Consider the following 24,259-nt stretch of genomic DNA (forward strand, 5'->3'; position numbering starts at 1 on the left):
TCTAAGCCTCAACGCTAGCCGCCCCGCCCCGCCCCTGTACAGAGGACCGAACACCGGGGCGGGGGCGGTCAGCGCTTCAGCGCAGGGTCAGCCGGTAGCGCAGCGGCGAACGCCCGGTGATCAGGACCCGCTGCCCCGCCGGGGTCAGATCGCCGCCCATCCAGCCGTAGCGCTCGCCGGAGTCCACGACGGCGGGCTGGCGCGGGCCGCTGCCGTTGCCGGGCCCGAAGGTGATCACGTCATCGCCGGACGCATAGGTCCCGTACCCCTTGACCAGCTGGTACGTGTCCTTCTGGCCGGGCACGGGGTCGACCCCGGTCAGCTTTCCGCCGCTCCGGAAGCACAGTTCGAGGGCGAGCGGGACCGCGGACTCGCCGATCTTCAGGTCCAGGTTCCAGCCGCCGTCCGCCTCCGCGATCCGCACCTCGGTGCGCAGGGTGCGCCACTCCTTGGGGCGGTGCGGGAAGTCCATCGCGGACCAGAACCGGCCGTCGTCGGTCAGCGGATACCGCCCGTCGGGGCGGCGGTGCTGGGGCGGCAGCGGCAGGTGGAATCCGGCCCGTACCTCGGCCCACAGCCGCCAGCCGTCCGCCGTGCGCTCCACGTCCTCGGCCCGGAAGTGGCCGAGCGAGAAGAACTGTGGGGACAGCCGGAGCGAGTCAAGGATCGCCGTGCCCTTGCGCCACTTGAAGAACGTCGGGTTGGTGGACAGACCCGAGGAGATCGCGTGGACGTCGGGGAAGTCGGTGCCGCCGAAGATCGTGGTCCGCGTCCTCCCCCTGGCGATCCGGACCAGCCCGCAGTCCTTGTCGTGCCAGGTGAACTCCGTCGGAGTCGCCGTGGCCTCGGGCAGCGGCGCGGCCAGCTCCGGATGGTCCAGCACCTCGGCGAGGAAGTCCCCGAGCGGGGTCTCGTCGAAGGTCTGATCCGCCCCGCGCCGCTGGATGGTGGCGGCCACGTCCGCGAACCGCCCGTCCCGCTCCCGGAGCGCCAGGGCCCGGAACTGCAGCCAGTACTCGGACAGATGCTTGACCGTCTTCTGGTCCTGGCGGCGCGAGTGCACCGTCTCCACCTCCCCATCCGGTTCCAGGAGGTGGAGGGTGGCGTCCAGGTTGCGGCGTACGTGCTCGTAGAGGGCCGGGCGCTCGGTGAGCCGGGCCAGGGTCAGCAGCGAGGGGTTGGTGACGATGGGCGCGTAGGTGGCGCTGCGCTCGCTGTACTGGCCGCTGTCGTAACCGTCGATGCCCTCGGCCAGCCAGGCGTCGATACGGCGGGTGTAGCGGGCGTCGGGCCAGAAGGAGTTGATCCGGGCCAGCGCGGCGCACACCTTCCAGCGGTGGTTGGGGGTGTGCACCCCGCCGGTGGACAGGCCCTTGCCCGCCTTGAGCAGGATCTTCTTCAGGGTGGCGCGGATCGCCCGGGTATCGGTGTGGCCGTCCGCGTCCAGCAGGCCGTACACCAGCCCCAGATCGACGATCGAGAAGGCGGTGTCCGGGGGCGAGTGGACCGCGCCCTGGTCGTAGAGGCCGTCGTCGAACTGGGCGGCGGCCAGCGCGTCCACGAGCCGGGTCATCGGCGCGATGAGCGCGCCGTCGTGGTGGTGGGCGGCGTCGCCCCACACGTGGACGGAGGTGAGCAGCCGCAGGCTACGGGCGGCGGGGCGGGCCTGGCCGAGGTTGTTCAGCTGGCCCAGGACCGCCTCGAGCCCGTCCACCACCCCGGCCACCCGGGCGTCGGCCGCCTCGGTGAGCAGGGCCAGGAACGGCTTGTCGACCCGGCCCTCGGCCGGGGCCCGGTCCGCGGCCGAGGCGCCGCCCGGGGCGCCGACGGCCAGCAGTCCGCCCGCCGCGGCGGTCCCGGCGAGGAAGTGACGGCGGGGCAGGGGGGTCATAGGTGGTGCTCCGTTGCTCGGGCCGCCAGGGCGAGGGGGCCGGGGACGAGGAAGGCGAGCGGCGGATAGGCCCAGGCGCAGACGGCGGCGGTGGCCACGGCCATCAGCAGCACACCGCTCGCCCGGGGCCTGCGCACGCTGTCGTACGCCGCCGAGCGCAGCGCCACCCGCCAGCTCGTGGCCGACTCGGGGCGGGCGCAGGCCCGCAGCAGCACGACGGCGAGCAGCCCGCCCACGAGCAGCAGCACGGGCCGGAAGACCACCGCGCCCGGCAGCCCCGCCCCGGCCGCAGCTCCGTTGAACAGCAGCAGGGCGCCGCCGGCCAGCAGCCCCGCCCCGGCCAGCAGATCGCCGGTGCGCAGCCGGTCCCGCAGCGCGCGGAGGTAGCCGCCCGCCGTGGTGGGCACGTCCTCGCGCACCCGCCGGTCCAGCACGGCGCAGGCCGTGGACATCGCGGCCGGGGCGGTGATCAGCGGCAGCGAGGCGGCGGCGGTGGCCAGGCCCACGGCCAGGACGTCGGCGAAGAGCGCGAAGCGCGGGCCGAACAGCTCGCCGGGTTCGCGTTTGGTGGCGGTGGCCATGCTCATCCCTTCAGTCCGGAGCTCGCCATGCCCTCGACCAGGAACCGCTGGAAGGCGAGGAAGAAGAGCACGATGGGCAGCAGCGCGAAGACCGACATCGCGAACATCGGGCCGAAGGCCGACTGGCTGGAGGCGTCCACGAAGGACCGCAGGGCCAGGGTCAGGGTGAACTTCTCCGGCTCGAAGAGGTAGATGAGCTGGGTGAAGAAGTCGTTCCAGGTCCAGATGAAGGTGAAGATCGCGGTGGTGATCAGGGCGGGCCGGGTCAGCGGCAGGATGACGCTGAAGAACGAGCGGAACGGCCCGCAGCCGTCGATCCGCGCCGCCTCCTCCAGCTCGCGCGGCAGTCCGCGCATGAACTGCACGATGAGGAAGACGAAGAAGGCGTCGGTGGCCAGGAACTTCGGCAGGATCATCGGCCAGTAGGTGTTCACCATGCCGAGCTGGTTGAAGATGATGTACTGCGGAATGAGGATGGCGTGGTGCGGCAGCATGATCGTCGCGATCATGAACGCGAAGAGCGGGCCCCGCATCCGGAACCGCAGCCGCGCGAAGGCGTACGCGGCGAGCGAGCAGCTGATGACGTTGCCGAGCACCGCGCCGCACGCGATGAGCAGCGAGTTCCACAGCAGCCGTCCGACGCTGACCTCGTTGACCCCGTCCAGCGCGGTGGAGTAGTTGCCCCATTCGAAGTGGCTGGGCAGCAGCTTGAGGCTGGCGATGACCTCGTCGGCGGGTTTGAACGAGGTGGCCAGCAGCCAGGCCAGCGGATAGAGCATCACCAGCAGCACGGCGATCAGGCAGATGTGCAGCACGATCCGGCCGGTGGGGCGCCGCCGCGCCGCCGGGGCGGTGGTGATCGGGGCGGTGGTCATCGGGCCCCCTCGTTGTTGTCGTTGGCGTAGAAGACCCAGGCCCGGGAGGTGCGGAAGAGCACCGCGGTGACGGCCCCGATGGCCAGCAGCAGCGCCCAGGCCATGGCGGAGGCGTAGCCCATGTGGGAGGCGGTGAAGCCGCGGTCGTAGAGGTAGAGCGTGTAGACGAGCGTGGAGTCGGCGGGTCCGCCCTTGCCCGCGCTGACCGCGAAGGCGGGGGTGAAGACCTGGAACGCCTGGATCATCTGGAGCACCAGGTTGAAGAAGAGCACCGGGGAGAGCATCGGGATGGTGATCGAGCGGAACTGCCGCCACCAGGAGGCCCCGTCCACCGCTGCCGCCTCGTAGAGCTCGGCGGGTATCTGCTGGAGCCCGGCCAGGAAGATCACCATGGGGGCGCCGAACTGCCAGATGGTCAGCAGCGCGACCGACAGGATGGCCCAGCCCGGTTTGTTGATCCAGCCGCCGATGTCGATGCCCATGCCGGAGAGCAGGTTGTCGACCGAGCCGCCGTCGTTGAAGATCGCCCGCCAGACCAGGGCGATGGACATCGACGCGCCGAGCAGCGAGGGGGCGTAGAACGCCGAGCGGTAGAAGCCCTTGCCGCGTTTGACCGACTTCAGCGCGATCGCGACGGCCAGCGCCAGCAGGAGCTGGAGCGGCACCGCGATCACGACGTAGGTCAGGGTGGTGATGACCGACCGCCAGTAGCGGGGGTCCTCGGTGAACATCTGGGTGTAGTTGCGGAAGCCGATCCACCGGGGCGCGTCGAACATGTTGTAGTCGGTGAACGACAGATACAGGGACACGGCCATGGGCAGCAGCGTCAGCACGGCGGCGCCGAGCACCCAGGGGGACAGGAACACCCAGGCGGCGCCCTGCCGCTCGCGCTTGCGAGCCGGCTTGCCGCCGGTGGCGGGGGGCGCGGCGTCCGGGGGGCGGGTCGCGGTCGCGGTCATTGCCTCAGCTCCGCCTTCGCCTCGGTGATGTAGTTCTCCGCCGCCTCACGCGGCGACAAGCGCTCGTAAGCGACCTGGTCGTAGTCGCGCGAGAAGGTGGACTGCAGGGAGGCGTCCCCCTTGGGCGGCGCGGGCGGCGGGTCCTTGAGCTTGCCCTCGAACTGCTTCTGGTAGGTGGAGACGACCTGGTCGAACCCCTCCAGCTTGGGCAGTACGTCCTGCCGGATGGCGTCGTTGGCCGGGATGCCGCGGGTGGCGCCGAGGATGGCGCCCGCCTTCTTGTCGTTGAGCAGGAAGTCGATGAACTGGGCCGCCTGCTTGGGGTGTGCGGTCTTGGCCGAGGCGCCGAAGAACATCGACGGTTTGAAGTACTGCCCGGGGGTGCCGTCCTCGCCGACCGGCAGCGGCGCCAGCTTCAGCCCCTCGCCGACGATGGGCGCGAAGCCGCTGGAGGGGGCGTCCCAGTTGAAGTCGGAGACGGACTTGAGCCGGCCCAGCGGGGTGTTCTCCACCGTCCCGTCCATCTGGGTGGTCTGCTCCGCGGGCACCACCGCGCCCTCCTTGCGGAGCTTGGTGCACCACTCCCAGTAGCGGGTCAGGTCGTCGGCGGTGAAGCCCAGCTTCTCGTCCTTGGTGTAGAGGGCCTTGCCCCGGCTCCGCAGCCAGATCTCGAAGACGTCCTCGCTCTGGCCCGGGTCGGTGGAGCCGAGCCGCCCTTGTGTCGCCTTGGACGCCGAGAGCTTGCGCATGGCGTCGGCCCAGTCGTCCCAGGTCCAGGTCAGGGTGGGTGCGGGGACGCCCGCCTTACGCCACAGCTCGGCGTCGTACGCCACCGTCTCGGTGCCGCGGGCCACCGGCAGCGCGTACTGCTTGCCGTCGACCACCCCGGTGGCCAGCAGCCCCTTGTCGATCTCCGAGGTGCGCAGCTGCTGGGGGTGTTCGCCGAGGTCCAGCAGGATGCCGGAGGTGGCGTACTGGTTGATCTGCCGGTAGTCCAGCTGCATCACATCGGGGGCGTCACCGCCCGCCGCCTGGGTGGCCAGCTTCGCCTTGTAGGTGTCGAAGCCCGCGAAGGACGTCGCGATGTCGATGTCGGGGTGGCGCTGCTCGAAGAGCTTGACGGCCTTCTCGGTGCGGGCGGCCCGGTCGGGGTTTCCCCACCAGGTGAACCGCAGGCTGACCTTGCCGCCCGAGCCGCCGCCGCCATCGCCGCCGCAGCCCATGAGGGTCCCTCCGAGCGTGAGCACGAGCGCCAGGGCCAGGGACGTCCTTGTCCCGTTTCCGCGCATACCGGAGCCGACCTCCCTCCATGATCATTTCGTTGAGCGTGGGTGGTGTCTACGGCGGCTATTCGCCGTAGTACGGGAGCGTGACGCCGGGCAGTTCGTACTCGTCCCGGCGGCCGCACATGCCGTAGCCGCCCCGGCGGCTGGGCCCGGTCGCGGTGACCCGCGCCTCGGCGAGGTGCGCGGGGTCGCCCGCGGCGAGCGCGGTGAGCTGCTCACCGGTGCGCCGCGCGGCGGCGAGCGCCCCGTCCCGCCAGCGCGGCTCCCACTCCTTCACCTTGGGCGCCACGATCCGCGCCGCCGCCCCGTGGAAGGCGCGCAGCGGTGCGTCGTCGCCCCTCTCGGCGGCGGCCCGCAGCGTCAGATAGCCCTCGATCGCGAGGTCACGGCGGCGCCGGGCGGCCGCGTCGGCCTCCGGCCCCTCCTTGGCGGGCAGCGCGGCGGCGGCCGCGTAGCGCTCGGGGTCGGCCAGCACCTCGGGCGGGAAGGTGAAGACGGCGTCCCCGGCCTCCGGCAGCCCGCTGTTCTGCATCAGCACGGTCACCCTGAGCCCGCCGCCCTGCACCATGCGGTGGATGGTGCCGGGGGTGAACCACACCACCGAGCCCGGTTCCAGGGGCGTCTCGGTGAAGCCGTCCGCGAGGGTCAGGGTCTGCACGGCGCCGCGTCCGGCGGTGACCACATACGCCTCGGTGCAGGCGAGGTGGAGATGGGGGCTGCCGCCGCACACCCCGTCGGCGGCCTCCCACTCGTACGCGCTGATGTGGGAGAGGCCCACACCGCCCGGCAGCGGGGCGGACATCGCGTTCATGTGCTCACCACCCGTGGTTCTTGAGGTAGTTCTCCGCGTGCGCCCGGTCCCAGGCGCCGTCGGCGACCACCACCCGGTAGCGGTAGCCGAAGGACTCCCCCGGCTCCAGCTCGAACTCCTCGAAGAACGCCCAGGAGGGGGCCACCGAGGGGATCGGCTCCGAGCGCACGAACCAGTGGGAGGCGTGGATGGAGTCCGCGTTCTCCGGGGCGTGGGCGAACAGCAGCGTGGAGTGCCCGTCCACGCCGTCGTGCTCACCGGTGAAGGCGATCCAGGGGGCGTCGGCGGCCGGGGTGCCCATCAGGTCCGAGGCGCCCCTCTCGCCGTCGCCGCCGCGCCCGTCCGGGCCGATGACGTCGCCGCCGGTGAAGTCGCGCGGGCCGCGCCAGTTGAGCCCGGTGTACCCGGCCATCTCCCGGCCCGCGGTGGTCGGGGAGCCGAAGTGCAGGGCCTCGCCGCGGATGTTGGTGAGGTGGATGGACCAGTCCAGGGCCCAGGTGCCCTCCTCCGGCTCCACCGAGTGGAGTTCGATGGTGCGCAGCTCCCGCGCCCACTCCTGGCCGCCACTGTGTCGTACGGAGGGATTGGCCACCCACGTCAGGTTTTCCACGAACCGCAGCCGGTCGTCGGTGACCGTGAATTCCTCGAAGCCGTCGTGGCGCATCGAGCCGACCCGCTCCTCGACCCGCTGGTAGCCCTGGTCGGGGCCGAGGTAGGAGTTGCCGCCCCAGAAGTTCTGGCCGGACAGATGGCTGGAGGTCATCTGGAGGCCCTTGTGCCAGCGGTGGTCGTTCGGCCGGTAGCCGGAGACGGGGTTCCCGGCGAGGGTGCGCAGCGGGTGGGCGTAGGGCTTGCGGGCCTCGAAGGCGTCCGGGTCGGGCGCGTAGACGTAGGCCATCAGCTCGACGCCGCCGGAGGCGACCGAGATCCGTGTCCCGTGGGTGTGGGTGACGGTGATGCGCTGGGTCATGGCGGCCTCAGCTCTCCTTCGTGGTGGCGGTCGCTGCCTTCGGCGCCCATTCGGGGTGGTCGCCGTGCATGGCGTCGTAGTACGGGTCCCCGGGCACGATCTCGCCCGCGCGCACGGGCCGCCCGGTGAAGGCCGCCTTGTAGAGCGCGGCGATGAACTCGAGGGTGCGACGGGCGTCCTGCCCGCTGCCGGGGGGCCGTACGCCGTCACGCATCGCGTCCAGCAGCCCGGTCAGCTGGGCCCCGTGGGAGCTGGGCAGATCGGCGGCCGGGGTGCGCCAGCGCCGCTGCCGGGCGGGCTCGTCGCTGACGTGCGGGGCGGGGGTGTAGACCCAGTCGTCGTTGCGGTGGCCGTAGAGGTGGGTCAGCTCGACGGTGGCGTCCGCGCAGTCGATGCGGATCCGGCTGACCTCGTCGGGCGAGAGCACGCTGTTGACGACGGTGGCCATGGCGCCGTTCTCGAACCGCACCAGCGCGGTGGAGACGTCCTCGCTCTCCACGGTGTGGACCAGCCGTCCGGCCATGCCGCGGATCTCGGTCCAGTCGCCGAGGAGGTGGAGCAGCAGATCCATCTGGTGGATGCCGTGGCCCATGGAGGGGCCGCCGCCCTCGGTCTCCCAGCGGCCGCGCCACGGCACCGCGTAGTAGGCGGTGTCGCGGTGCCAGGTGGTCTGGCAGTGGGCCACCAGCGGCCGCCCCAGGGCGCCCTCGGCCAGCAGCTCGCGGGCGTGGACGGCGCCCGAGCCGTAGCGGTGCTGGAAGACCACCGAGGCGTACGGGCCGCCCGCCTCCTTCTCGGCCCCGGCTATCTCGTCGTACTCGGCGAGCGAGAGGCACAGCGGCTTCTCGCACAGCACCCAGGCGCCGGCCTCGAGTGCGGCCACGGTCTGCTCGCGGTGCAGGGAGGGCGGGGTGCCGATGAGGACCAGGTCGGGGCGCTCGGCCTCCAGCATGGCGGCCACATCGGAGTAGCCGGTGACGTCGAAGGTGCCGCCCTCGGCCGCCGCGGCCCGGAAGGCGTCGAGCCGGTCCGCGGCCACGTCGACGGCGGCGACGAGGTCCACACGGTCGGCGTGATCGCGCAGTGCGGGCAGATGGCTGCCGCTGACGATTCCTCCGGTGCCGACCACTGCGGCACGGATACGGGCGGTGGCTGCTGCGGCCATGGGCTGAGGTCTCCTCGCCGTCGCCTGGGGTAAGCGCTTGCTGGGGAGGACCCTAGGCATGGTCCGGATGACAGGACAAGACCTCGGAGTGCAGAATCGCGCCGCTCGTGGGCCGCTCGTGGAGTGAGAGCATGGAGGCGCCCAACCAGCGCGCACGGTGTACCAGAAGGTGACCACCCAACGGAGGAATCATGGCAGTGACCCTGGCCGATGTGGCGGCACGGGCTCGGGTCTCGGCGGCCACCGTGTCGCGCGTCCTGAGCGGCAACTACCCGGTCGCCGAGTCGACCCGGAACCGGGTGCTGCGCGCGGTCGACGAGCTGGAGTACGTGGTCAACGGCCCGGCAAGCGCTCTCGCCGCCGCCACATCCGATCTGGTCGGGGTGCTCGTCAACGACATCGCGGACCCCTTCTTCGGGATCATCGCGGGCGCCGTGCAGGCCGAAATGGTCACCCCGGCCGGGGAATCGGGCCGGGGCGGCGAGAAGCTCGCGGTCATCTGCAACACCGGTGGCTCGCCCGAGCGCGAGCTCAACTACCTCACCTTGCTGCAGCGGCAGCGCGCGGCCGCCGTCGTGCTCACCGGCGGCGCGGTCGAGCACCCCGACCACGCCGCCGCCGTGGCCACCAAGGCGTCCCGGCTGGCCGCGTCCGGCACCCGGGTGGTGCTGTGCGGGCGCCCGCCGATCGAGGACGCCACCACCCTCACCTTCGACAACCGCGGCGGCGCCCGCCGGCTCACCGAGCACCTGCTGACCCTCGGCCACCGCCGGATCGGCTATGTGGCGGGCCCCGCCGAGCGCACCACGACCCGCCACCGGCTGGAGGGCCACCGGGCGGCGCTGGCCGCCGCCGGGCTGGACCAGGACGTGGAGCGGCTGACCGTCCACGGCCTGTACGACCGCGCCTCCGGCTATGACGCGACCCTCGAACTGCTGCGCCGCGACCGGGGTTTGACGGCCATAGTCGCCGCCAACGACACCATCGCGCTCGGCGTCTGCGCGGCCCTGCGCGACCAGGGGCTGCGGATCCCCGAGGACGTCTCGGTCGCGGGCTTCGACGACCTCCCGTTCAGCGCGGACGCGGTCCCGGCCCTCACCACGATGCGGCTGCCGCTGCACGAGGCGGGCGCGCGGGCCGGGCGGCTGGCCCTGGGCCGCGAGCCGCAGCCGCCGGGCGGGGTGGCGATGGTCCGGGCCGAGCTGATGGCCCGCGCCTCCACGGCGCCGCCGCGCGGCTGAGCCCTGCCGGACCGCCACGCGGCCGACTCCTGCCGGACCGCCGCGCGGCCGACTCCTGCCGAGCGGCCGTCCCTACCGCGCGGCCTCGGACGGGATATGGTCCAGCGGCCGCTGGTACCGGGAGCGGATCTCCTGCGGGGACAGATCCTCCCGGCCGGTGAGGTCCACCTCGGGGTACTCGAAGCGGAACGCGTAGCCGCCCTTCGGGAGGTGGCAGATCTCCCACCAGTTGCCGTCCAGGTCCTGGAGGTAGAAGGAGTAGGTGCCGTGCTGGCGGGCGGGCTTGGTCAGCTTCCTGATCGCGTACTCGTCCTTGACCCGCTGGAGCGCGTCGTACGCCTCCCGGACCTCCTCCTCGCTTCCCAGGTCGATCCCGTTGTGGTTCATCAGCGGCATGTCCTGGCCGGAGCCGCGGGTCTCGACGACCGCGTAGCAGTGGTTGCCCCCCAGCCGTACGAACAGCGCCATGGGCGCCTGCTGCACCACCTCGAGGCCGAGCACCTCCTCGTAGAAGCGCCGGGTGGCGGCGATGTTCCGGCACTCCAGCGTGCCGTGTGACAGGAAGCGGCTCATCAGCAGCGGTGGCTTGGTGGAACGGTGCGTGATGCCGGGCATGGTCCGTCTCTCCTCGTGAGGGGTCGGGGGGTGTTCCGCGCCTGGGGGCACGGCATGCCTCAGTCCTCCGTGATCCGCAGTGCCCGCACCGGGCAGCCGCGCACCGCCTGGCGCACGTCGTCCAGCAGGTGGGGCGGCGGCGTCCGGTCGAGGATGACGAGCTCGCCCTGCTCATCGAGGTCGAGGACTTCGGGCGCGAACGCGGTGCACAATCCGGTGGCCAGGCAGGCCTCGCGGTCCACGTGCAGCTTCATCATGATGCTCCTTGCGCGGTGGCGTGGGCGGTTTCGCGGGGCGTTTCGCGGGCGGTGACCGGATTGCGGAGCCGGCCGAGGTGCCCGATGGTGATCTCCACCGTGTCCCCCGGGCGCAGGAACCTGTCGCGGCGCAGACCGACGCCGGCCGGCGTGCCGGTCGCCAGGATGTCGCCGGGCTGGAGGATGATCAGCGTGCTGACGGCCGCGACCAGCTCCGCCACGCCCTGGATCGTCTCCCTGGTATGGCTCACCTGTTCCTCGTGGCCGTTGACGGAGAGCCGGATGGGCAGATCGTGCGGATCGGGCACCAGCCACGCCGGGGTGACGCCGGGACCGGTGGGGCAGAAGGTGTCCTGTCCCTTGGAGGCCGGCCAGTCCCAGGTGAAGGGTTCGGCGAAGGCATCCCCCCGGCGGTGCGGACCGCGGGCGGAGACGTCGTTGACGATGGTGTAGCCGGCGATGTGCGCCGCCGCCCGGTCCGCGGGGATGTCACCGCCCGCCCGCCCGATCACGACGGCGAGTTCGGCTTCCACGTCCACCTTCTGGCGCTCGTCGGCCGGGATGACGATGGGGTCGTCGGGCCCGATGACGGTGGTGGTGGGAGGCTTCAGGAAGAAGAACGGCTGCACCCGGGTGGCATCGTCGCCCATCGTCCCCGCCGGACCATCGCGGTGGTTGGCTCCCGAGACGAGCACGGTCCGCGGGTAGCGGACGGGAGCCAGCAGCCGGGCGCCGCGCACCGGGGCGGCCTCCCGCGGGTCATACCCGCGCAGGCCCGGTGCGAGGGAAGCCCAGTCCTGCAAGGCCTCGAAGCCCCCGGGATATCCGCACAGGGCGGGCACTTCCCGTATGCCGTCCTCACCGAGGGCGGCGCAGAAGCTGCCCCGGTCGGCGGTGTGGGCGGTGACCAGCGACCACGTCGTGGGGGCGGGGGGCGACTCGTGCCTCGTCATGTCTCCATTCGAGGCCGTCGGGACCGGGCGGTCCAACACTCTTGAGCGGCCGGTGACAGTCATCTACTGTTACCGACTCGTGGACTTGGACTTACGACTCGTGCGGTACGCGGTCGTCCTGGCCGACGAGCTGCACTTCGCCCGCGCGGCCGCGCGGCTGCTGATCGCGCAGCAGACCCTCTCCTCGCAGATCAGCCGGTTGGAGAGCCGACTGGGCGTCACGCTGTTCCTCCGGGACCGGCGCCATGTCGAGCTGACCCGGGAGGGGGAGCTGTTCGTCCGCCGCGGCCGGGAACTGCTCGCGGACGCGTCGGACCTGCTGGGTGAGTTGAGGCGCAGCGCGCCTCCGCTGCGCCTCGACGTGATCACCGAGGGGCTCACCTCGGGTGTCATCGCGCGCGAGCTCCGCCCGCGACTGGCCGATGTGACCTTGGAGGTCGTCCAGGGACAGGGGTTCGCGGGAACGGTCTCGGCCCTGGTCGAAGGGGTGGTGGACCTCGCGTTCGGCCGGATCAACGGCACGGGGGAGCCGCTGCCCCGGTCACTGCGGTACCAGCTGGTGCGGCTGGAACCCATGGGGGTCGTTCTCCCCGCCGGGCACGAACTGGCCCACCGGGCGCGGGTGCCGATGGCGGAGCTCGCCGCGTACCCGCTCCTTCTGCACACGGCGCAGGAGGCGGCCGAATGGCTGGACTGGAACCAGGAGCTCGCCGCCGCGTTCGGTCTGCGCGTCGGGTGGCGCCTGCGCGGCCACGGCCGGGGCGCGGCCAACGCGGCCGTACTGGCCTACCGGGCCCCCTCGTTCGGGCCGCTGGAGGCACCCTTGCCGGACGGCGTGGTGGTCAGACCCGTGGTCGACCCCGTGCCCCTCTACCCGTTCTCGGTGATCTGGCGGGCCGGGAGCAGGTCCATCCCGCTTCGCCATGCCCTCACCACCATCCACGACATCGCCACCGAACGCGGCTGGCCGGCACCGCCGCGGGAGGACTGGTGGCTGCCGGTCGCCGACCGGCACGGATCCCTGTCCGCATCCGTCCCGAGCGGGGTTCCACGCACCGCGGCCCAGGACGGCGGCACCCGGCCGCGGCGGTGACGGCGATGAGCCGCGGCGGTGACAGCGATGAGCCGAGTTGCGCCGCCGCTACGACATCGAGCAGCTCACCCCCCGCTCGGCGACGGTGGGAGCTCCCCCTTCCCAAACACTTGATCCGGCGCAACTATGTGGTCAAGCGAATCGCATCGACCACAGGGGTACGGAGGGGTGCCGGATGGAGCCGCGCGACGAACTTGACCTGGCCGTGGACGAGGTACGCGACTTCAACCGGATGTACACCCGGCTGATCGGCGTCCTCGACTACCCCGGGCAGCTCAACACCCCGTACACACTGGGCGAGGCCCGCATCCTCTACGAGCTGGCCCAGCGCGAGCGCACCCATGTCTCGGCGCTCCGGGAGCACCTGGGGGTCACCGCCGCGCATCTGAGCCGCACGCTGGGCCGGTTCGAGGAGAGCGGGCTGGTGACGCGCGAGCGCCACCGCCGCGACGCCCGCTTCCAGGAGGTGCTGCTCACCGCGGCGGGCCGGGCGGCGGCGGAGGACCTGGACCGGCGCTCGCGGGAGGCGGTGACCGGGCTGCTGGCCAAGGTCCCCCGGAACGAGCTGGGGCGGCTGCGCCAGGCGCTGGCGACCGCGCGCGGCGTGTTCACCGGCCCGGCGCGGCCCGAGGTGCGGCTGCGCGGGCCGGAGCCGGGGGACCTGGGCTGGATCGTGCAGCGCCACGGCGCCGTGTACGCCCGGGAGTTCGGGTGGAACGCCGAGTTCGAGGCCCTGGTGGCCCGGATCGTCGGGGAGTTCGGCGCGGGCCACGACCCGGCCCGCGAGCGGGCGTGGATCGCGGAGCTCGACGGCCGCCCCGTCGGGTCGGTGATGTGCGTCCGCGACGACCGGCCCGATACGGCACGGCTGCGGCTGCTGCTCGTGGAGCCGGAGGCGCGCGGGCGGCGGATCGGCGAGCGGCTGGTGGGCACGTGTATCGACTTCGCGCGCGAGGCGGGCTACCGCGATCTGGTGCTGTGGACCAACGACGTCCTGACCTCCGCCCGCCGGATCTATGAGCGGGCCGGGTTCGAGCTGATCGCCGAGGAGCGGCACCGGGGCTACGGGTCGCCCCTGGTCGGCCAGGACTGGCGGCTCGCGCTCCGGGACGCCGCGCGGGGCTGAGGGCGCGGCCCGATGTGACGCGGATCACCGGCAGCGCGGTGCGGGCGGCGGACAGGGAGGAGTGTGGAGACTTCAACGGGATTCCCGGAGAGGATGGCCCCGCCTTCAGGCCGGGCAGGAATCGGGTTTCCCGTGTAGCGGGGCAGGAGAAGCCGGATCGCCGCTGGGGAATCCGGCGTGCGCCGCAGAAGAGCCGAGGGTGACCTTCAGGAGGTGAAGGATCGCGGAGTCGAGGGGCCGCCGGTCCGCGACGACTTGGTCGGTCACCCGTTCGGGTAGGTCTGCCGGGATGCGGCGTGAGGGACGAACGATAACGCTACGTTGTCGACATGGTGACGCCAAGTGAAGCCGATGAGGCCGGGCACGCCCGGTACACGTACCGGCTTCGCGTGTCGTCCACCGCCCGTACGGCGCTGCTGGCGGAATGGGACCGGTGCCGGTGGATCTGGAACGAATGCGTCGCCAAGTCCAAGGCCACCCACCTGCACAACAAGACCACGGGCGAGAAGCGGACCTGTGGCCCGGCGCAGCTCGACAGGATGCTGACCGAAGCGCGGGAGGGTACGCCGTGGCTGCGTGAGGGTTCCAGTGTTCCGCAGCAGCAGGTGATCCGGGACTTCGGCAGGTCCCGTGCCAAGGCGCACAAGGACATCCGGGAACGCCTGCCGCAGCGGCAGCGGGCCGGTATGCCGAAGTGGAAGAAGAAACGTGATGCCTCGCCGACGCTGAACTACACCCGGCGCGGGTTCCGGCTGAAGGACGATCGCCTGTGCCTGGCGGGTGGGATCGTGCTGACGGTGGTGTGGTCGCGGGACCTGCCCGCCGAACCCTCCTCGGTGCGCGTGTACCAGGACGACATCGGGCACTGGTACTGCTCGTTCGTGGTCCCCGCCCGGGCGCGGCCGCTGCCGGAGACCGGTCGGGTACTCGGTGTGGACTGGGGCGTGAAGCAGACCGCGACCACCACATCGAACGCCCACGACCTCCCGCACCCCGAGCACGGCCGCAAGGCCCAGGCCAAGCTGACCCGGTACGACCGGATGATGGCCCGCCGCAGACCGAAGAAGGGACAGGCCGCCTCCAAGGGCTACCGCGAGGCGAAGAAGTGGCGGGCGAAGACCTACGCGAAGATCGCCCGGCAGCGTCAGGACACCGGCCGCAAATGGGCCAAGAAAGTGGTGACCGACCACGATGCCATCGCCGTCGAGGACTTCAAACCGAAGTTCCTCGCCAGGTCCCCGATGGCACGCAAGGCGGCGGACGCCGCGATCGGCGCCACGAAGAAGGCTCTGATCGAGATGGGACGCAAGCACGGGCGGGACATCCGTCTGGTGCATCCCGCGCACACCACCATGGATTGCGCATCGTGCGGAGCGAGAACCAAGCACGCACTGCCGCTGTCCGAGCGCACCTACACCTGCACCGCGTGCGGAGCCGTCTCTCCCAGAGACAAGAACTCCGCCCGCGTGATGCTCGTCCGGGCAGGTCTGAACCCGGCTGGTGCCGAGGGCGTAAGACCTCCGGGAGCGCAGTTCCCGGAGGCAGCCTGAGCCAGAAATCCCCTCCCTTCAGGGACGGGAGCAGTCAACGATGGCAAGGGGAAGGTGACGGCGGTCGGCGCGTCCTGAGGCGGCGGTCGAGCCGTCAAGCCCGCACAGGGCGCGCGCTCCGGCGGGTGCCCTGTGCGGCGCGCATATGACGCGGCGTCACCCCGACCGGAAAACCGCTCGCGCGGACGGCCCGGTACGGGAAGGATCGGCCCACACACGCACACGCACCCGCCCGCACAGCACGCGGGCATCGCACGGGCGGCATACGGACTCCGTACGGACGACGCATCCGTGCGGCGCGCCGGCACGGCACAAGAGCAAAGGGCGTACCCCCTGAGTACCCAGCAGGTCATCGAGTGGACCGAGGACGGCCGGACCCACACCGCCCAGTGGCGCTCCGAGAGCGGCACGCCGCCGCCCCGGCGGGTCGCGATCGCGGACGACCGGATGCCCGCGGACACCGCCCACCGCCTCGTCTGCGAGGGCACCGCGCTGCTGTGGCGGGGCGACTACCAAGGCGCCCGTCAGCTGCTGACGGCGCTGGCGCGCCGGATCGACCGGGGCCCGCGCCGGGCGAAGGAGCGGCGGCCACCGGCGGCGTCACCGGCCGAGGCGTTCCACCGGCACCGCCAGGCCCAGTCCCGGCGGGCCCGGCTGCTGGGGATGCTGCTGGTGCCACTGGACGCGGACTTCGGCGTTCCGCTGCGCCGGGCGCCGGACGTACGGCAGGCGTGCACCGAGGCGTACGGCCCGGCGCGTGGCCCCTCGGTGGTCTCGCTCCGCGAGTTGCTCGGGCTGATCGGCGCGCATGAGTGGCGGCAGAAGGGCGTCAAGGTGCGGGCGCTGGGCGGGGACCGGATCCATCCGCACTACGGGGTCTTCTCGCCGGTGCGCGGCGAGTACGTCGACCTGGTGGCCGAGGCCCCGCTGCCGTCGCGCGAGCTGGCCTTCGACATCGGCACCGGAAGCGGCGTCCTGGCCGCCGTCCTGGCCCGGCGCGGCATCGAGCGGGTGGTGGCCACCGACCAGGACGCGCGGGCGCTGGCGTGCGCCCGGGAGAACGTGGCCCGGCTGGGCCTGGCCGAGCGGGTCGAGGTGGTCGAGGCCGACCTCTTCCCGCCCGGCCGCGCGCCGCTGGTGGTCTGCAACCCGCCCTGGGTCCCGGCCCGGCCCTCCTCACCGCTCGAATACGCCGTCTACGACCCGTCCAGCCGTATGCTGCGCGGCTTCCTGAACGGGCTGGCCGGGCATCTGACCCCCGGCGGCGAGGGCTGGCTGATCCTCTCCGATCTCGCCGAACACCTCGGGCTGCGACCGCGCGCCGAGCTGCTGGCCGCCTTCGACACGGCGGGCCTGACGGTCCTGGACCGGCTGGACGTCCGCCCCGTCCACCCCCGCGCCTTCGACCCCGCCGACCCCCTCCACACGGCCCGCGCGGCGGAGGTGACGTCGCTGTGGCGCCTGACGGCGGGATGAGCGGACCTCCGCCACCCGGGTGAAGGCATCGCCCGGACGGGCGCACCGGGGGTTCGCGGGTCCGGGGTTCCCGCAGTATCGATATGCGGCTCCGCCGCGTGGCAGGGGCTTCGCCCCTGGCCCCCGGAGTCTGGGGCGGAGCCCCGCCCCCAGCCCCTCCAGGGGGCACCTCCCAGCGGTAGCTGGGGGAGGTTGAGGAGCAGGGTCTGGGGCAGAGCCCCAGTTGCGGGAAGGGGCGGGGAGGGGAGCAGTCCGCCGCAGGCGTGATCGGCACGGCGGGATTGATTCGGCTCGTGCCCCTGCTTAGCGTCCCGCATGAAGGGCAAGAAGAATCCCCACGTACCGCACGACCCCCCACCAAGGGAGCCCGCATGAAGCTCGCCTTCTCCACCCTCGGCGTCCCCGGTATGCCCGTGCCCGACGTGGCCCGGCTCGCCGCCGGGGCCGGGTATCACGGCGTGGAGCTGCGCGCCCACCCCGAGGAGCCGGTGCACCCGGGGATCGGGGCGGACGAGCGGGCCGGGGTGGCGGCGGAGTTCCGGGACGCCGGGGTCGAGATCCTCACCGTCGCCGGGTATGTGCGCGCCGCGCAGGCCGGGCCGGACGAGCCGGTGCTGACCGGGCTCGGGGAGCTGCTGGAGCTCGCGCACGACCTGGGCGCCCGCAACGTCCGGGTCTTCCCCGGCGGCGGGGAGCAGAGCCCGGAGGAGGCCGACGCCACGGCCGCCCGGCGGCTCGCGGCGGCCGCGCCCCGCGCCGCCGACCTCGGCGTACGGCTGCTGCTCGAGACCCACGACTCGCACCGGACGGGCGCGGACGCGGCCCGGGTCCTGGGGCTCGTGGGCCACGGCAGTGTGGGGGCGATCTGGGATGTGATGCACACCTGGCTGGGCGGCGAGGACCCGGCCACCAGCTATCCGGCGCTCTTCGCGCACCTGGGCTACGTCCAGGTCAAGGACATCGCCTCGGCCGAGGACACCACCCCGCTGCCGCTGGGCGAGGGGGTGCTGCCGCTGACCGAGTGCGTGGAGCTGCTCAGCCGCGAGGGCTGGGACGGCTGGCTGTGCTGGGAGTACGAGAAGCGGTGGTACCCGCAGGCGCGGGAATTCCCTGAGCTGCTCGCCCCGGGCCGGGAGCATCTGCTGCGGCTGCTCGCCGACGCGGCCTGAGCTCCCGGCTCGGGGTCGGCATCGGCCCGTCGAGACGGCCCAGCCCGTCCTGACGGCTCAGCCCGTCCTGACCGTCCGGCTCAGGCGGCTCGGGGTGGCGGCGCGCCCCGAGGCGCATCCGCGGCAGCCTCCCGCCCGGGAGCGACGTCAGCGCCACGCCGCCCACCAGCAGCGCCGCCGCCAGCCAGCGCGGTGCGCTGATGCCCTCCCCCAGCACCAGCGCCGCCGAGGACATCCCGAAGACCGGCACCAGCAGCGAGAACGGGGCGACCGCCGAGGCGTCGTAGGTGCGCAGCAGAAAGCCCCAGGCCCCGAAGCCGAACACCGTGGCGACCCAGGCGACATAGACGATCGCGCCCACCCCGGCCCAGTCGAGCCGGCTCAGCGCCTCGACATCGGGCCGCGCGCCCTCGAACACCAGCGAGAGCGCGAGCAGCGGCAGCACCGGCACCAGGCTCACCCACACCATGAAGTTCAGGGCGTCCGGCGGCGCCGCCTTGCGGGTGAGGACGTTGGAGACACCCCAGAAGGCCGCCGCCGCGACGACGAGGACGAAGCCGAGGAGCGGCCCCGAGGTGCCCTCGTCCACGGCGGCCACCGCGATCCCCGCGAGGGCGACGGCCATGCCCAGCAGCCGCCGCCAACCGGGGCGTTCGGCCAGGACGACGGCCGCGAACAGCGCGGTGAACACCGCCTGGACCTGCAGCACCAGCGAGGACAGCCCGGCGGGCATCCCCTCGTGCATCCCGATGAACAGCAGCCCGAACTTCGCCACACCCAGGGCCAGCCCCACCCCCAGGATCCAGCGCCAGGCGACCCTCGGCGGGCCGACCAGGAAGACGGCGGGCAGCGCGGCCACCAGGAACCGCAGGGCGCAGAAGAGCAGGGGCGGGAAGTGGTCGAGGCCCACCTCGATGACCACGAAGTTGACCCCCCACAGGGCCGTGGCCAGCACGGCGAGGGCTATGTGCACAGGTCGCATGGGTTGCGTGGGTCGCATGGGTCGCATGGGTCGAGGATCGGGCGCCCGGACCTTGTAGCACCAGCGCGGATGTCTTCATGCTTGGATGCAGCAACGGTTAAAGGTACGAGGAGGAGGGCGCACTGTGCTGGATCTGGGCCGGCTGCGGGCTCTGCACGCGGTGTCCGTGCACGGCTCGGTGAGCGCCGCCGCGATCGCGCTCGGCTACACCCCGTCCGCCGTGTCGCAGCAGATCGCCAAGTTGGAGCGGGAGACCCGGACGACCCTTCTGGAGCGGCAGGGCCGGGGCATCGCGCTGACCGACGCGGCCCGGCATCTGGCCGCCACCGCCCAGCAGCTGCTCGCCATCGTCGAGGAGGCCGAGACCACCCTGGAGGAGCGGCGCGGCCGGCCGACGGGCCGGCTGGTGATCGGCGCCTTCGCCTCGGCGGCGCGCGGGCTGATGCCCGTGGTGCTGGCCGCGCTCGTGGCCGAACACCCCTCCCTGGACGCCCGGTTGCTCGAAGTGGACCCGCATCTGTCGGTGGACCTGGTGGCACAGGGGGTCATCGACCTGGCGGTGGCCCACGACTGGGACATCGCCCCGCTGCCCGCCCCGGAGGGGCAGGAACGGGCGGCCATCGGGGAGGACCTGTGCGATCTGCTCGTCCCGGCCGGACATCCGCTGACCCGGGTGGCCGCCCGGCGCCCGCTGCGCCGCGAGGACCTGCCGGGCCAGCGGTGGATCTGCCAGCCGCCGGGGTCGGTCTGCCACGACTGGCTGGTCCGTACGCTGCGCGCCTCGGGCCATGAGCCGGACCTGGCGTACCAGGCGGCCGAGAACCACACCCAGATCGCCCTGGTGGCGGCCGGTCTCGGCGTCGCGCTCATGCCCCGTCTCGGCCGCGGGCCGCTGCCGGACGGGGTGCTGGCGCTGCCCCTGGAACCGGTCCCGGTACGGCGGCTGTACGCCCTGTGGCGCCCGGGCGCGGCCCGCCGCCCCGCCATCACCGAAACGGTGCGGCTGCTGAGCGGCCTCTGGCCGCGGCGCACGAACTGAGCGAACTCCCGAACACGCGGCTCCGCCGCAGGCGGGACTCCACCACGTGCAGGGCTCCGCCGCACGGGACCCCACCACATGCGCGGCTCCCCCACGCGCAGGACTCCGCCCCAGGCCCCGGGGCCTGGGGCGGAGCCCCAGTTCCGGGAAGGGGCGGGGAGGGGAAGAGCCCGCCGCAGGCGCCACGACCCGTCGAACACTCCCATGCGCGCACGTGCGCGGAACCAGCGCCGGGCGCCGCCTGCGGGGTGTCCGGCGGACCACGCGGCATCGATGTGCGGCTCCGCCGCGTGGCAGGGGCTTCCCCCCTGGACCCCCGGGGTCTGGGGCGGAGCCCCCCGCGCGGCGCAGCCGCATATCGTCAGGTGTCGGGAAGGGGCGGGGAGGGGAAGAGCCCGCCGCAGGCGTCGCGACCCGTCGAACACTCCTATGCGCGCAGGTGCGCGGAACCGGCGCGCGCCGCCGCGCGNTCGCGACCCGTCGAACACTCCTATGCGCGCAGGTGCGCGGAACCGGCGCGCGCCGCCGCGCGTCGAAGCGGCGTGCTGATGGGGAGTCTCCGCGCGGCGGCGATCGGCCTCGCCGCTGGCTGCGTCGCTGACCACCTCTCCGCCGCCCGCGGCCAGCAGCACCCCGCCGCCGACGCGACACCCCTCCCAGAGCGTCGGCGGCGCCCGAGCCCCCGGACCCTCAGACCGGCAGCTCCGCCTCGATCAGGTCCGCCGCCCGGTCCGGCCCGCCCTCGGCGGCCATCCGCGCCTTGAGCGCGGCGCAGCGGGCGGCCACCTCGGGGTCGGCCACCAGATCGAGCACCGCCTTGCGCAGCGCCGGGGCCGTGGCCTCCTCCTTGGGCAGGTGGCGGCCGACCCCGAGCCCCTCGAGCGTGTCCGCGTTGCGGAACTGGTCGACGGCCTGCGGTACGGCGACCATCGGCACCCCGCAGGCCAGCCCCTCCTGGGCGCCGCCCGCACCCGCGTGGGTGACGAACGCGTCGGCCTTCCGCAACACGCTCAACTGCGGTACCCACGAGTGCACTTCGACATTGGCCGGGATCTCGCCGAGGTCGGCCGGGTCGACGAACTCGCCGATCTGGAGCACCACGTACCAGCCCGGCAGATCGCCGAAGGCCGCGACGCACGCGCGGTAGAAGCCGGGCTCCTTGGTCCAGGTGGAGCCGAGCGAGACCAGCAGGATCCGGTCGTTCTCGGCGGCCCGCTCCGGGCGGCGCCACTCCCCCGCGTCGCGACGGGCGCTCTGGCAGCCGCCGACGAAGCTGTAGACGGAGGTGTCGACGCGGTCGGCGTTGGGCTGGAGCAGTTCGGGGATGAGGGCGACACAGCGGCTGGGGCGGCCGATGAGCGTGTCGGGGTCGACGTCGGCCAGGCCGTTGCCCTCGAGCCAGGCGCGGTAGCGCGCGTAGTAGGCGCGGCCGCGCTCCGACCGCCGCATATGGGCGTACATCGGCTCGAAGACCTCTTCGCGGTAGCCGTCCCAGGGCACGAAGCTGGGCGCGAGCTCGATGGCGGACACGCCCCACCGATGGGCGAGGACATGCGCCGGGTAGGCCGTGACGTCGTACATCACCAGGTCCGGCGCATCGCCCTCGTAGGCCGCCAGATGCTGCGGAAGTGCCTGCTCCGCCTCGGCGAGAAACGGCTCGATGTAGTCGATCAGATCGGAGCCTCTGGCGCCCGGCACATTCTCACCGTGGAGGATCGAGGTGTAGGTCTTCGGCTCGGCGCCGGTTTCGGCCACCTTCTCGGCGAACGACTCGGGGATGGCGTAGGTAACCCGGTGGCCGCGGGCCACCAGCTCGCGGATCACCTCCAGGCTCGGGTTGACGTGCCCGTGTGCCGCGATGCCGAACATGGCGATGTGTGTGGGGGGCTTGGCACCCGTCGGTGGGGTCATGAAAACGGAACATAAGCGAGAACGGATGCCTCATACAAATACCGCGCATACCCGGTCGAGAGCTTAGTACCGATTTCGTGCAGGCACCAGATCACGATCTTTAACCAGTCTTTTCCTCTACGCTTCCGGGCCACGCGGCGGAGCCGCATATCGATGCGGTGGGAAAGGCCAACTTTTCTTGACCGGGCCGCGGTTTGTGTCCCAGCGTGTCCTGCACACCTATGGCCGCCCCCTCCGAACGTCCCATGGAAGGAGTGCGGGTGCACACGACGTCCCGCCGCGCCCTGCTCACCGCCACCCTGGCCGCCGCCGCGACCGGTGCCTGCGGCGGACCGACGAACAGCTCCCCCGCGCCCGCGACCCCCGCGCGCCGCACCACCGCCGGTTCCGGCAGCCCGTCCGCGTCCCCCTCCCGGCCCACCACGGAGCCCGGCCGGGACCACGAGCGCGACCGCCGGCGGATCGACGAGCTCATCGGGCGGATGACGCTGGACCAGAAGATCGGCCAGCTCTTCGTGATGCGGGTGTACGGCCATTCGGCCACCCGCCCCGACCCGGCCGATGTCGCGGCCAACCGCAAGGAGATCGGCGTCGACAACGCCGCCGAGCTGATCGCGAAGTATCACGTGGGCGGGGTGATGTACATCGGGTGGGCACACAACATTCGCGACCCCCACCAGGTGGCCGCGCTCTCCAACGGCATCCAGAAGGCCGCGCTGGCCACCTCCGTGCCCGTCCCCGTCCTGCTCTCCACCGACCAGGAGTACGGCACCGTCGCCCGGGTCGGCGCGCCCGCCACGCTGTTCCCGGGCGCCATGGCGCTCGGCGCGGGCGGCAGCGCGGCCGACGCCCGTACGGCAGCGCGCACCGCGGGGGCGGAGCTGGCCGCGCTCGGCATCCGGCAGGACTACGCCCCGATCGCGGACGTCAACGTCGACCCCGCCAATCCGGTGATCGGCGTGCGCTCCTTCGGCGCCGATCCGAAGGCCGTGGCCCGGATGGTGGCGGCGCAGGTGGCGGGCTATCAGAGCGCCGGGGTCGCGGCCACCGCCAAGCACTTCCCCGGCCACGGCGACACCAGTGTGGACAGCCATGTGGGCCTGCCGCGGATCACCCACTCCCGGAAGGAGTGGGAGCGGCTGGACGCACCGCCGTTCCGGGCCGCGATCGAGGCCGGAATCGACTCGATCATGACGGCCCATCTGCTGTTCCCCGCGCTGGACCCGGCCGACGACCCCGCCACGCTCTCCCGCCCCATCCTCACCGGTGTGCTCCGCGAGGAGCTGGGTTACGACGGGGTGGTGGTCACCGACTCGCTCGGCATGGAGGGGGTGCGGAAGAAGTACGGCGACGACCGGGTGCCGGTGCTCGCGCTCAAGGCGGGCGTGGACCAGCTGCTGAACCCGCCGAGTCTGTCCTTCGCCTTCGAGGGCGTGCGCAAGGCCGTCCGGGCGGGCGAGATCAGCGAGGACCGGCTCGACCGCTCGCTGCGGCGCGTCCTGGAACTCAAGGCGCGCCGGGGCCTGTTCGACGATCCGTACACCAGCGACCGCGCGGTCAACCGCACGGTGGGCACCCGGGAGCACCGCGCCACCGCCGACCGCATCGCCGACCGCACCACCACCCTGATCACCAACCGCGGCGGACTGCTCCCGCTGTCGCCGCGCCGCCACCGCGACCTGTTGGTGGTGGGCGTGGACGCCGCCGCGCCCTCCGGCACCGGCGGCCCGCCGACGTCCGTCCTGGCCCGCGCCCTGTCCGGCCTCGGCTTCCGCACCGAGGCGCTGACCACCGGCACCAGCGGCTCCCCCGGGCCCTCCCCGCGGCGGATCGAGGCGGCGGTCGCGGCGGCGCGCGGGCGGGACGCGGTGATCGTGACGACATACGACATCGCCGCCGGCTCCGCCCAGCGCACCCTGGTGGCACGGCTGGTGGCCACCGGCGTGCCGGTGGTGCACCTGGCCCTGCGCAACCCCTACGACATCGCGCGCCTGGACGGCCGCGACACGGCCCCCGGCGCCTCGCTGGCCGCCTACTGCTGGACGGACGTGGAACTGCGCGCCGCCGCCCGCGTCATCGCGGGCCGGACCGCCCCGCGCGGCAGACTGCCGGTCGCGGTCCGGCACGCGGACGACCCGTCCCGGGTGCTGTACCCGATCGGGCACGGGCTGAGCTACTAGATGAATGAGTCCGATGTTCGTGCTGGCCGCGACTATGGCGAAGGGCGCCCGTTGGCTTGGTTGTGACTCCTTGCCTGGACGCCCTTCTGGCGGCACTGTACGTGTTCATCGACGACCATGTGGCTCCCC

The 24,259-nt window shown here is 72.7% G+C and carries 20 protein-coding genes and 1 pseudogene; 8 read left to right on the forward strand and 13 right to left on the reverse strand.

Going from position 1 to position 24,259, the window contains the following annotated elements; all coding sequences use genetic code 11:
* Window positions 1–76 precede the first annotated feature (76 nt).
* The 8 genes from IEJ02_RS37210 to IEJ02_RS37245 are packed head-to-tail and all read right to left on the reverse strand — an operon-like array spanning window position 77 to window position 8,538.
* Complete coding sequence (locus IEJ02_RS37210) at window positions 77–1,891, reverse strand: hypothetical protein (protein WP_191068831.1); 1,815 nt, start codon at window positions 1,889–1,891, stop codon at window positions 77–79.
* On the reverse strand, window positions 1,888–2,472 hold the full coding sequence (locus IEJ02_RS37215) for a hypothetical protein (RefSeq protein WP_191068832.1): 585 nt from the start codon (window positions 2,470–2,472) through the stop codon (window positions 1,888–1,890). Before IEJ02_RS37215 ends, IEJ02_RS37210 begins: the two co-directional genes overlap by 4 nt.
* Before the next feature lie 2 nt (window positions 2,473–2,474).
* Window positions 2,475–3,347 carry a carbohydrate ABC transporter permease gene (locus IEJ02_RS37220; protein WP_037953065.1) on the reverse strand — a complete coding sequence of 291 codons (873 nt, stop codon included), beginning with the start codon at window positions 3,345–3,347 and terminating at the stop codon, window positions 2,475–2,477.
* Window positions 3,344–4,306: a carbohydrate ABC transporter permease gene (locus IEJ02_RS37225; protein WP_137978042.1), complete on the reverse strand. Its 963-nt coding sequence runs from the start codon at window positions 4,304–4,306 to the stop codon at window positions 3,344–3,346. The genes IEJ02_RS37220 and IEJ02_RS37225 overlap by 4 nt, the downstream gene beginning before the upstream one ends.
* Window positions 4,303–5,595: an ABC transporter substrate-binding protein gene (locus tag IEJ02_RS37230; protein ID WP_191068833.1), complete on the reverse strand. Its 1,293-nt coding sequence runs from the start codon at window positions 5,593–5,595 to the stop codon at window positions 4,303–4,305. Before IEJ02_RS37230 ends, IEJ02_RS37225 begins: the two co-directional genes overlap by 4 nt.
* 58 nt (window positions 5,596–5,653) lie before the next feature.
* A complete protein-coding gene (locus IEJ02_RS37235; protein ID WP_191068834.1) occupies window positions 5,654–6,403 on the reverse strand; it encodes a cupin domain-containing protein in 750 nt (249 codons plus the stop codon).
* 4 nt (window positions 6,404–6,407) lie between these two features.
* Window positions 6,408–7,373: a DUF6807 domain-containing protein gene (locus tag IEJ02_RS37240; RefSeq protein ID WP_191068835.1), complete on the reverse strand. Its 966-nt coding sequence runs from the start codon at window positions 7,371–7,373 to the stop codon at window positions 6,408–6,410.
* 7 nt (window positions 7,374–7,380) lie between these two features.
* The gene (locus IEJ02_RS37245; RefSeq protein WP_191068836.1) at window positions 7,381–8,538 is read right to left on the reverse strand and encodes a Gfo/Idh/MocA family protein; all 1,158 of its coding nucleotides are present in this window, start codon (window positions 8,536–8,538) and stop codon (window positions 7,381–7,383) included.
* A 191-nt stretch (window positions 8,539–8,729) separates the two neighbouring features.
* Here IEJ02_RS37245 and IEJ02_RS37250 point away from each other — a divergent pair, with 191 nt between their 5' ends.
* On the forward strand, window positions 8,730–9,779 hold the full coding sequence (locus IEJ02_RS37250) for a LacI family DNA-binding transcriptional regulator (protein ID WP_191068837.1): 1,050 nt from the start codon (window positions 8,730–8,732) through the stop codon (window positions 9,777–9,779).
* A 72-nt stretch (window positions 9,780–9,851) separates the two neighbouring features.
* Here the strand turns inward: IEJ02_RS37250 and IEJ02_RS37255 are convergent, their stop codons facing one another.
* The 3 genes from IEJ02_RS37255 to IEJ02_RS37265 are packed head-to-tail and all read right to left on the reverse strand — an operon-like array spanning window position 9,852 to window position 11,604.
* On the reverse strand, window positions 9,852–10,394 hold the full coding sequence (locus tag IEJ02_RS37255) for a VOC family protein (protein ID WP_191068838.1): 543 nt from the start codon (window positions 10,392–10,394) through the stop codon (window positions 9,852–9,854).
* A 59-nt stretch (window positions 10,395–10,453) separates the two neighbouring features.
* Window positions 10,454–10,651 carry a ferredoxin gene (locus IEJ02_RS37260; RefSeq protein WP_223865087.1) on the reverse strand — a complete coding sequence of 66 codons (198 nt, stop codon included), beginning with the start codon at window positions 10,649–10,651 and terminating at the stop codon, window positions 10,454–10,456.
* Entirely contained in the window at window positions 10,648–11,604 is a 957-nt protein-coding gene (locus IEJ02_RS37265) for a fumarylacetoacetate hydrolase family protein (protein WP_191068839.1), read from the reverse strand. The genes IEJ02_RS37260 and IEJ02_RS37265 overlap by 4 nt, the downstream gene beginning before the upstream one ends.
* Window positions 11,605–11,683: 79 nt before the next feature.
* On the opposite strand from IEJ02_RS37265, the gene IEJ02_RS37270 reads away from it, so the two are divergent.
* From IEJ02_RS37270 to IEJ02_RS37290, 5 genes are all read left to right on the forward strand, one after another.
* Window positions 11,684–12,697, forward strand: a complete 1,014-nt coding sequence (locus IEJ02_RS37270; protein WP_370467181.1) for a LysR family transcriptional regulator — start codon at window positions 11,684–11,686, stop codon at window positions 12,695–12,697.
* Window positions 12,698–12,872: 175 nt separating this feature from the next.
* Window positions 12,873–13,823: a bifunctional helix-turn-helix transcriptional regulator/GNAT family N-acetyltransferase gene (locus IEJ02_RS37275; RefSeq protein WP_223865088.1), complete on the forward strand. Its 951-nt coding sequence runs from the start codon at window positions 12,873–12,875 to the stop codon at window positions 13,821–13,823.
* Window positions 13,824–14,152: 329 nt separating this feature from the next.
* Window positions 14,153–15,373, forward strand: a complete 1,221-nt coding sequence (locus tag IEJ02_RS37280; RefSeq protein ID WP_191068841.1) for an RNA-guided endonuclease InsQ/TnpB family protein — start codon at window positions 14,153–14,155, stop codon at window positions 15,371–15,373.
* A 291-nt stretch (window positions 15,374–15,664) separates the two neighbouring features.
* Window positions 15,665–16,849, forward strand: a complete 1,185-nt coding sequence (locus IEJ02_RS37285; protein WP_370467182.1) for a methyltransferase — start codon at window positions 15,665–15,667, stop codon at window positions 16,847–16,849.
* Window positions 16,850–17,220: 371 nt separating this feature from the next.
* Window positions 17,221–18,018: a sugar phosphate isomerase/epimerase family protein gene (locus IEJ02_RS37290; protein ID WP_223865089.1), complete on the forward strand. Its 798-nt coding sequence runs from the start codon at window positions 17,221–17,223 to the stop codon at window positions 18,016–18,018.
* Between the two features lie 118 nt (window positions 18,019–18,136).
* Here the strand turns inward: IEJ02_RS37290 and IEJ02_RS37295 are convergent.
* A pseudogene (locus IEJ02_RS37295) lies at window positions 18,137–19,000 on the reverse strand (EamA family transporter); the annotation flags it as partial.
* 124 nt (window positions 19,001–19,124) lie between these two features.
* Between IEJ02_RS37295 and IEJ02_RS37300 the strand changes: the two are divergent.
* A complete protein-coding gene (locus IEJ02_RS37300) occupies window positions 19,125–20,039 on the forward strand; it encodes a LysR family transcriptional regulator (protein ID WP_191068843.1) in 915 nt (304 codons plus the stop codon).
* A gap of 690 nt (window positions 20,040–20,729) precedes the next feature.
* On the opposite strand, the gene IEJ02_RS37305 is transcribed toward IEJ02_RS37300, so the two are convergent.
* A complete protein-coding gene (locus tag IEJ02_RS37305) occupies window positions 20,730–21,950 on the reverse strand; it encodes a macrolide family glycosyltransferase (RefSeq protein ID WP_191068844.1) in 1,221 nt (406 codons plus the stop codon).
* Window positions 21,951–22,195: 245 nt separating this feature from the next.
* On the opposite strand from IEJ02_RS37305, the gene IEJ02_RS37310 reads away from it, so the two are divergent.
* Window positions 22,196–24,130 (forward strand): glycoside hydrolase family 3 protein, encoded by a 1,935-nt coding sequence (locus IEJ02_RS37310; RefSeq protein ID WP_191068845.1) that lies wholly within the window; start codon window positions 22,196–22,198, stop codon window positions 24,128–24,130.
* The last annotated feature ends 129 nt before the right edge of the window (window positions 24,131–24,259 follow it).

The sequence above is a fragment of the Streptomyces sp. 5-10 genome (genome assembly GCF_014712245.1).
Taxonomy (GTDB): domain Bacteria; phylum Actinomycetota; class Actinomycetes; order Streptomycetales; family Streptomycetaceae; genus Streptomyces; species Streptomyces violaceusniger.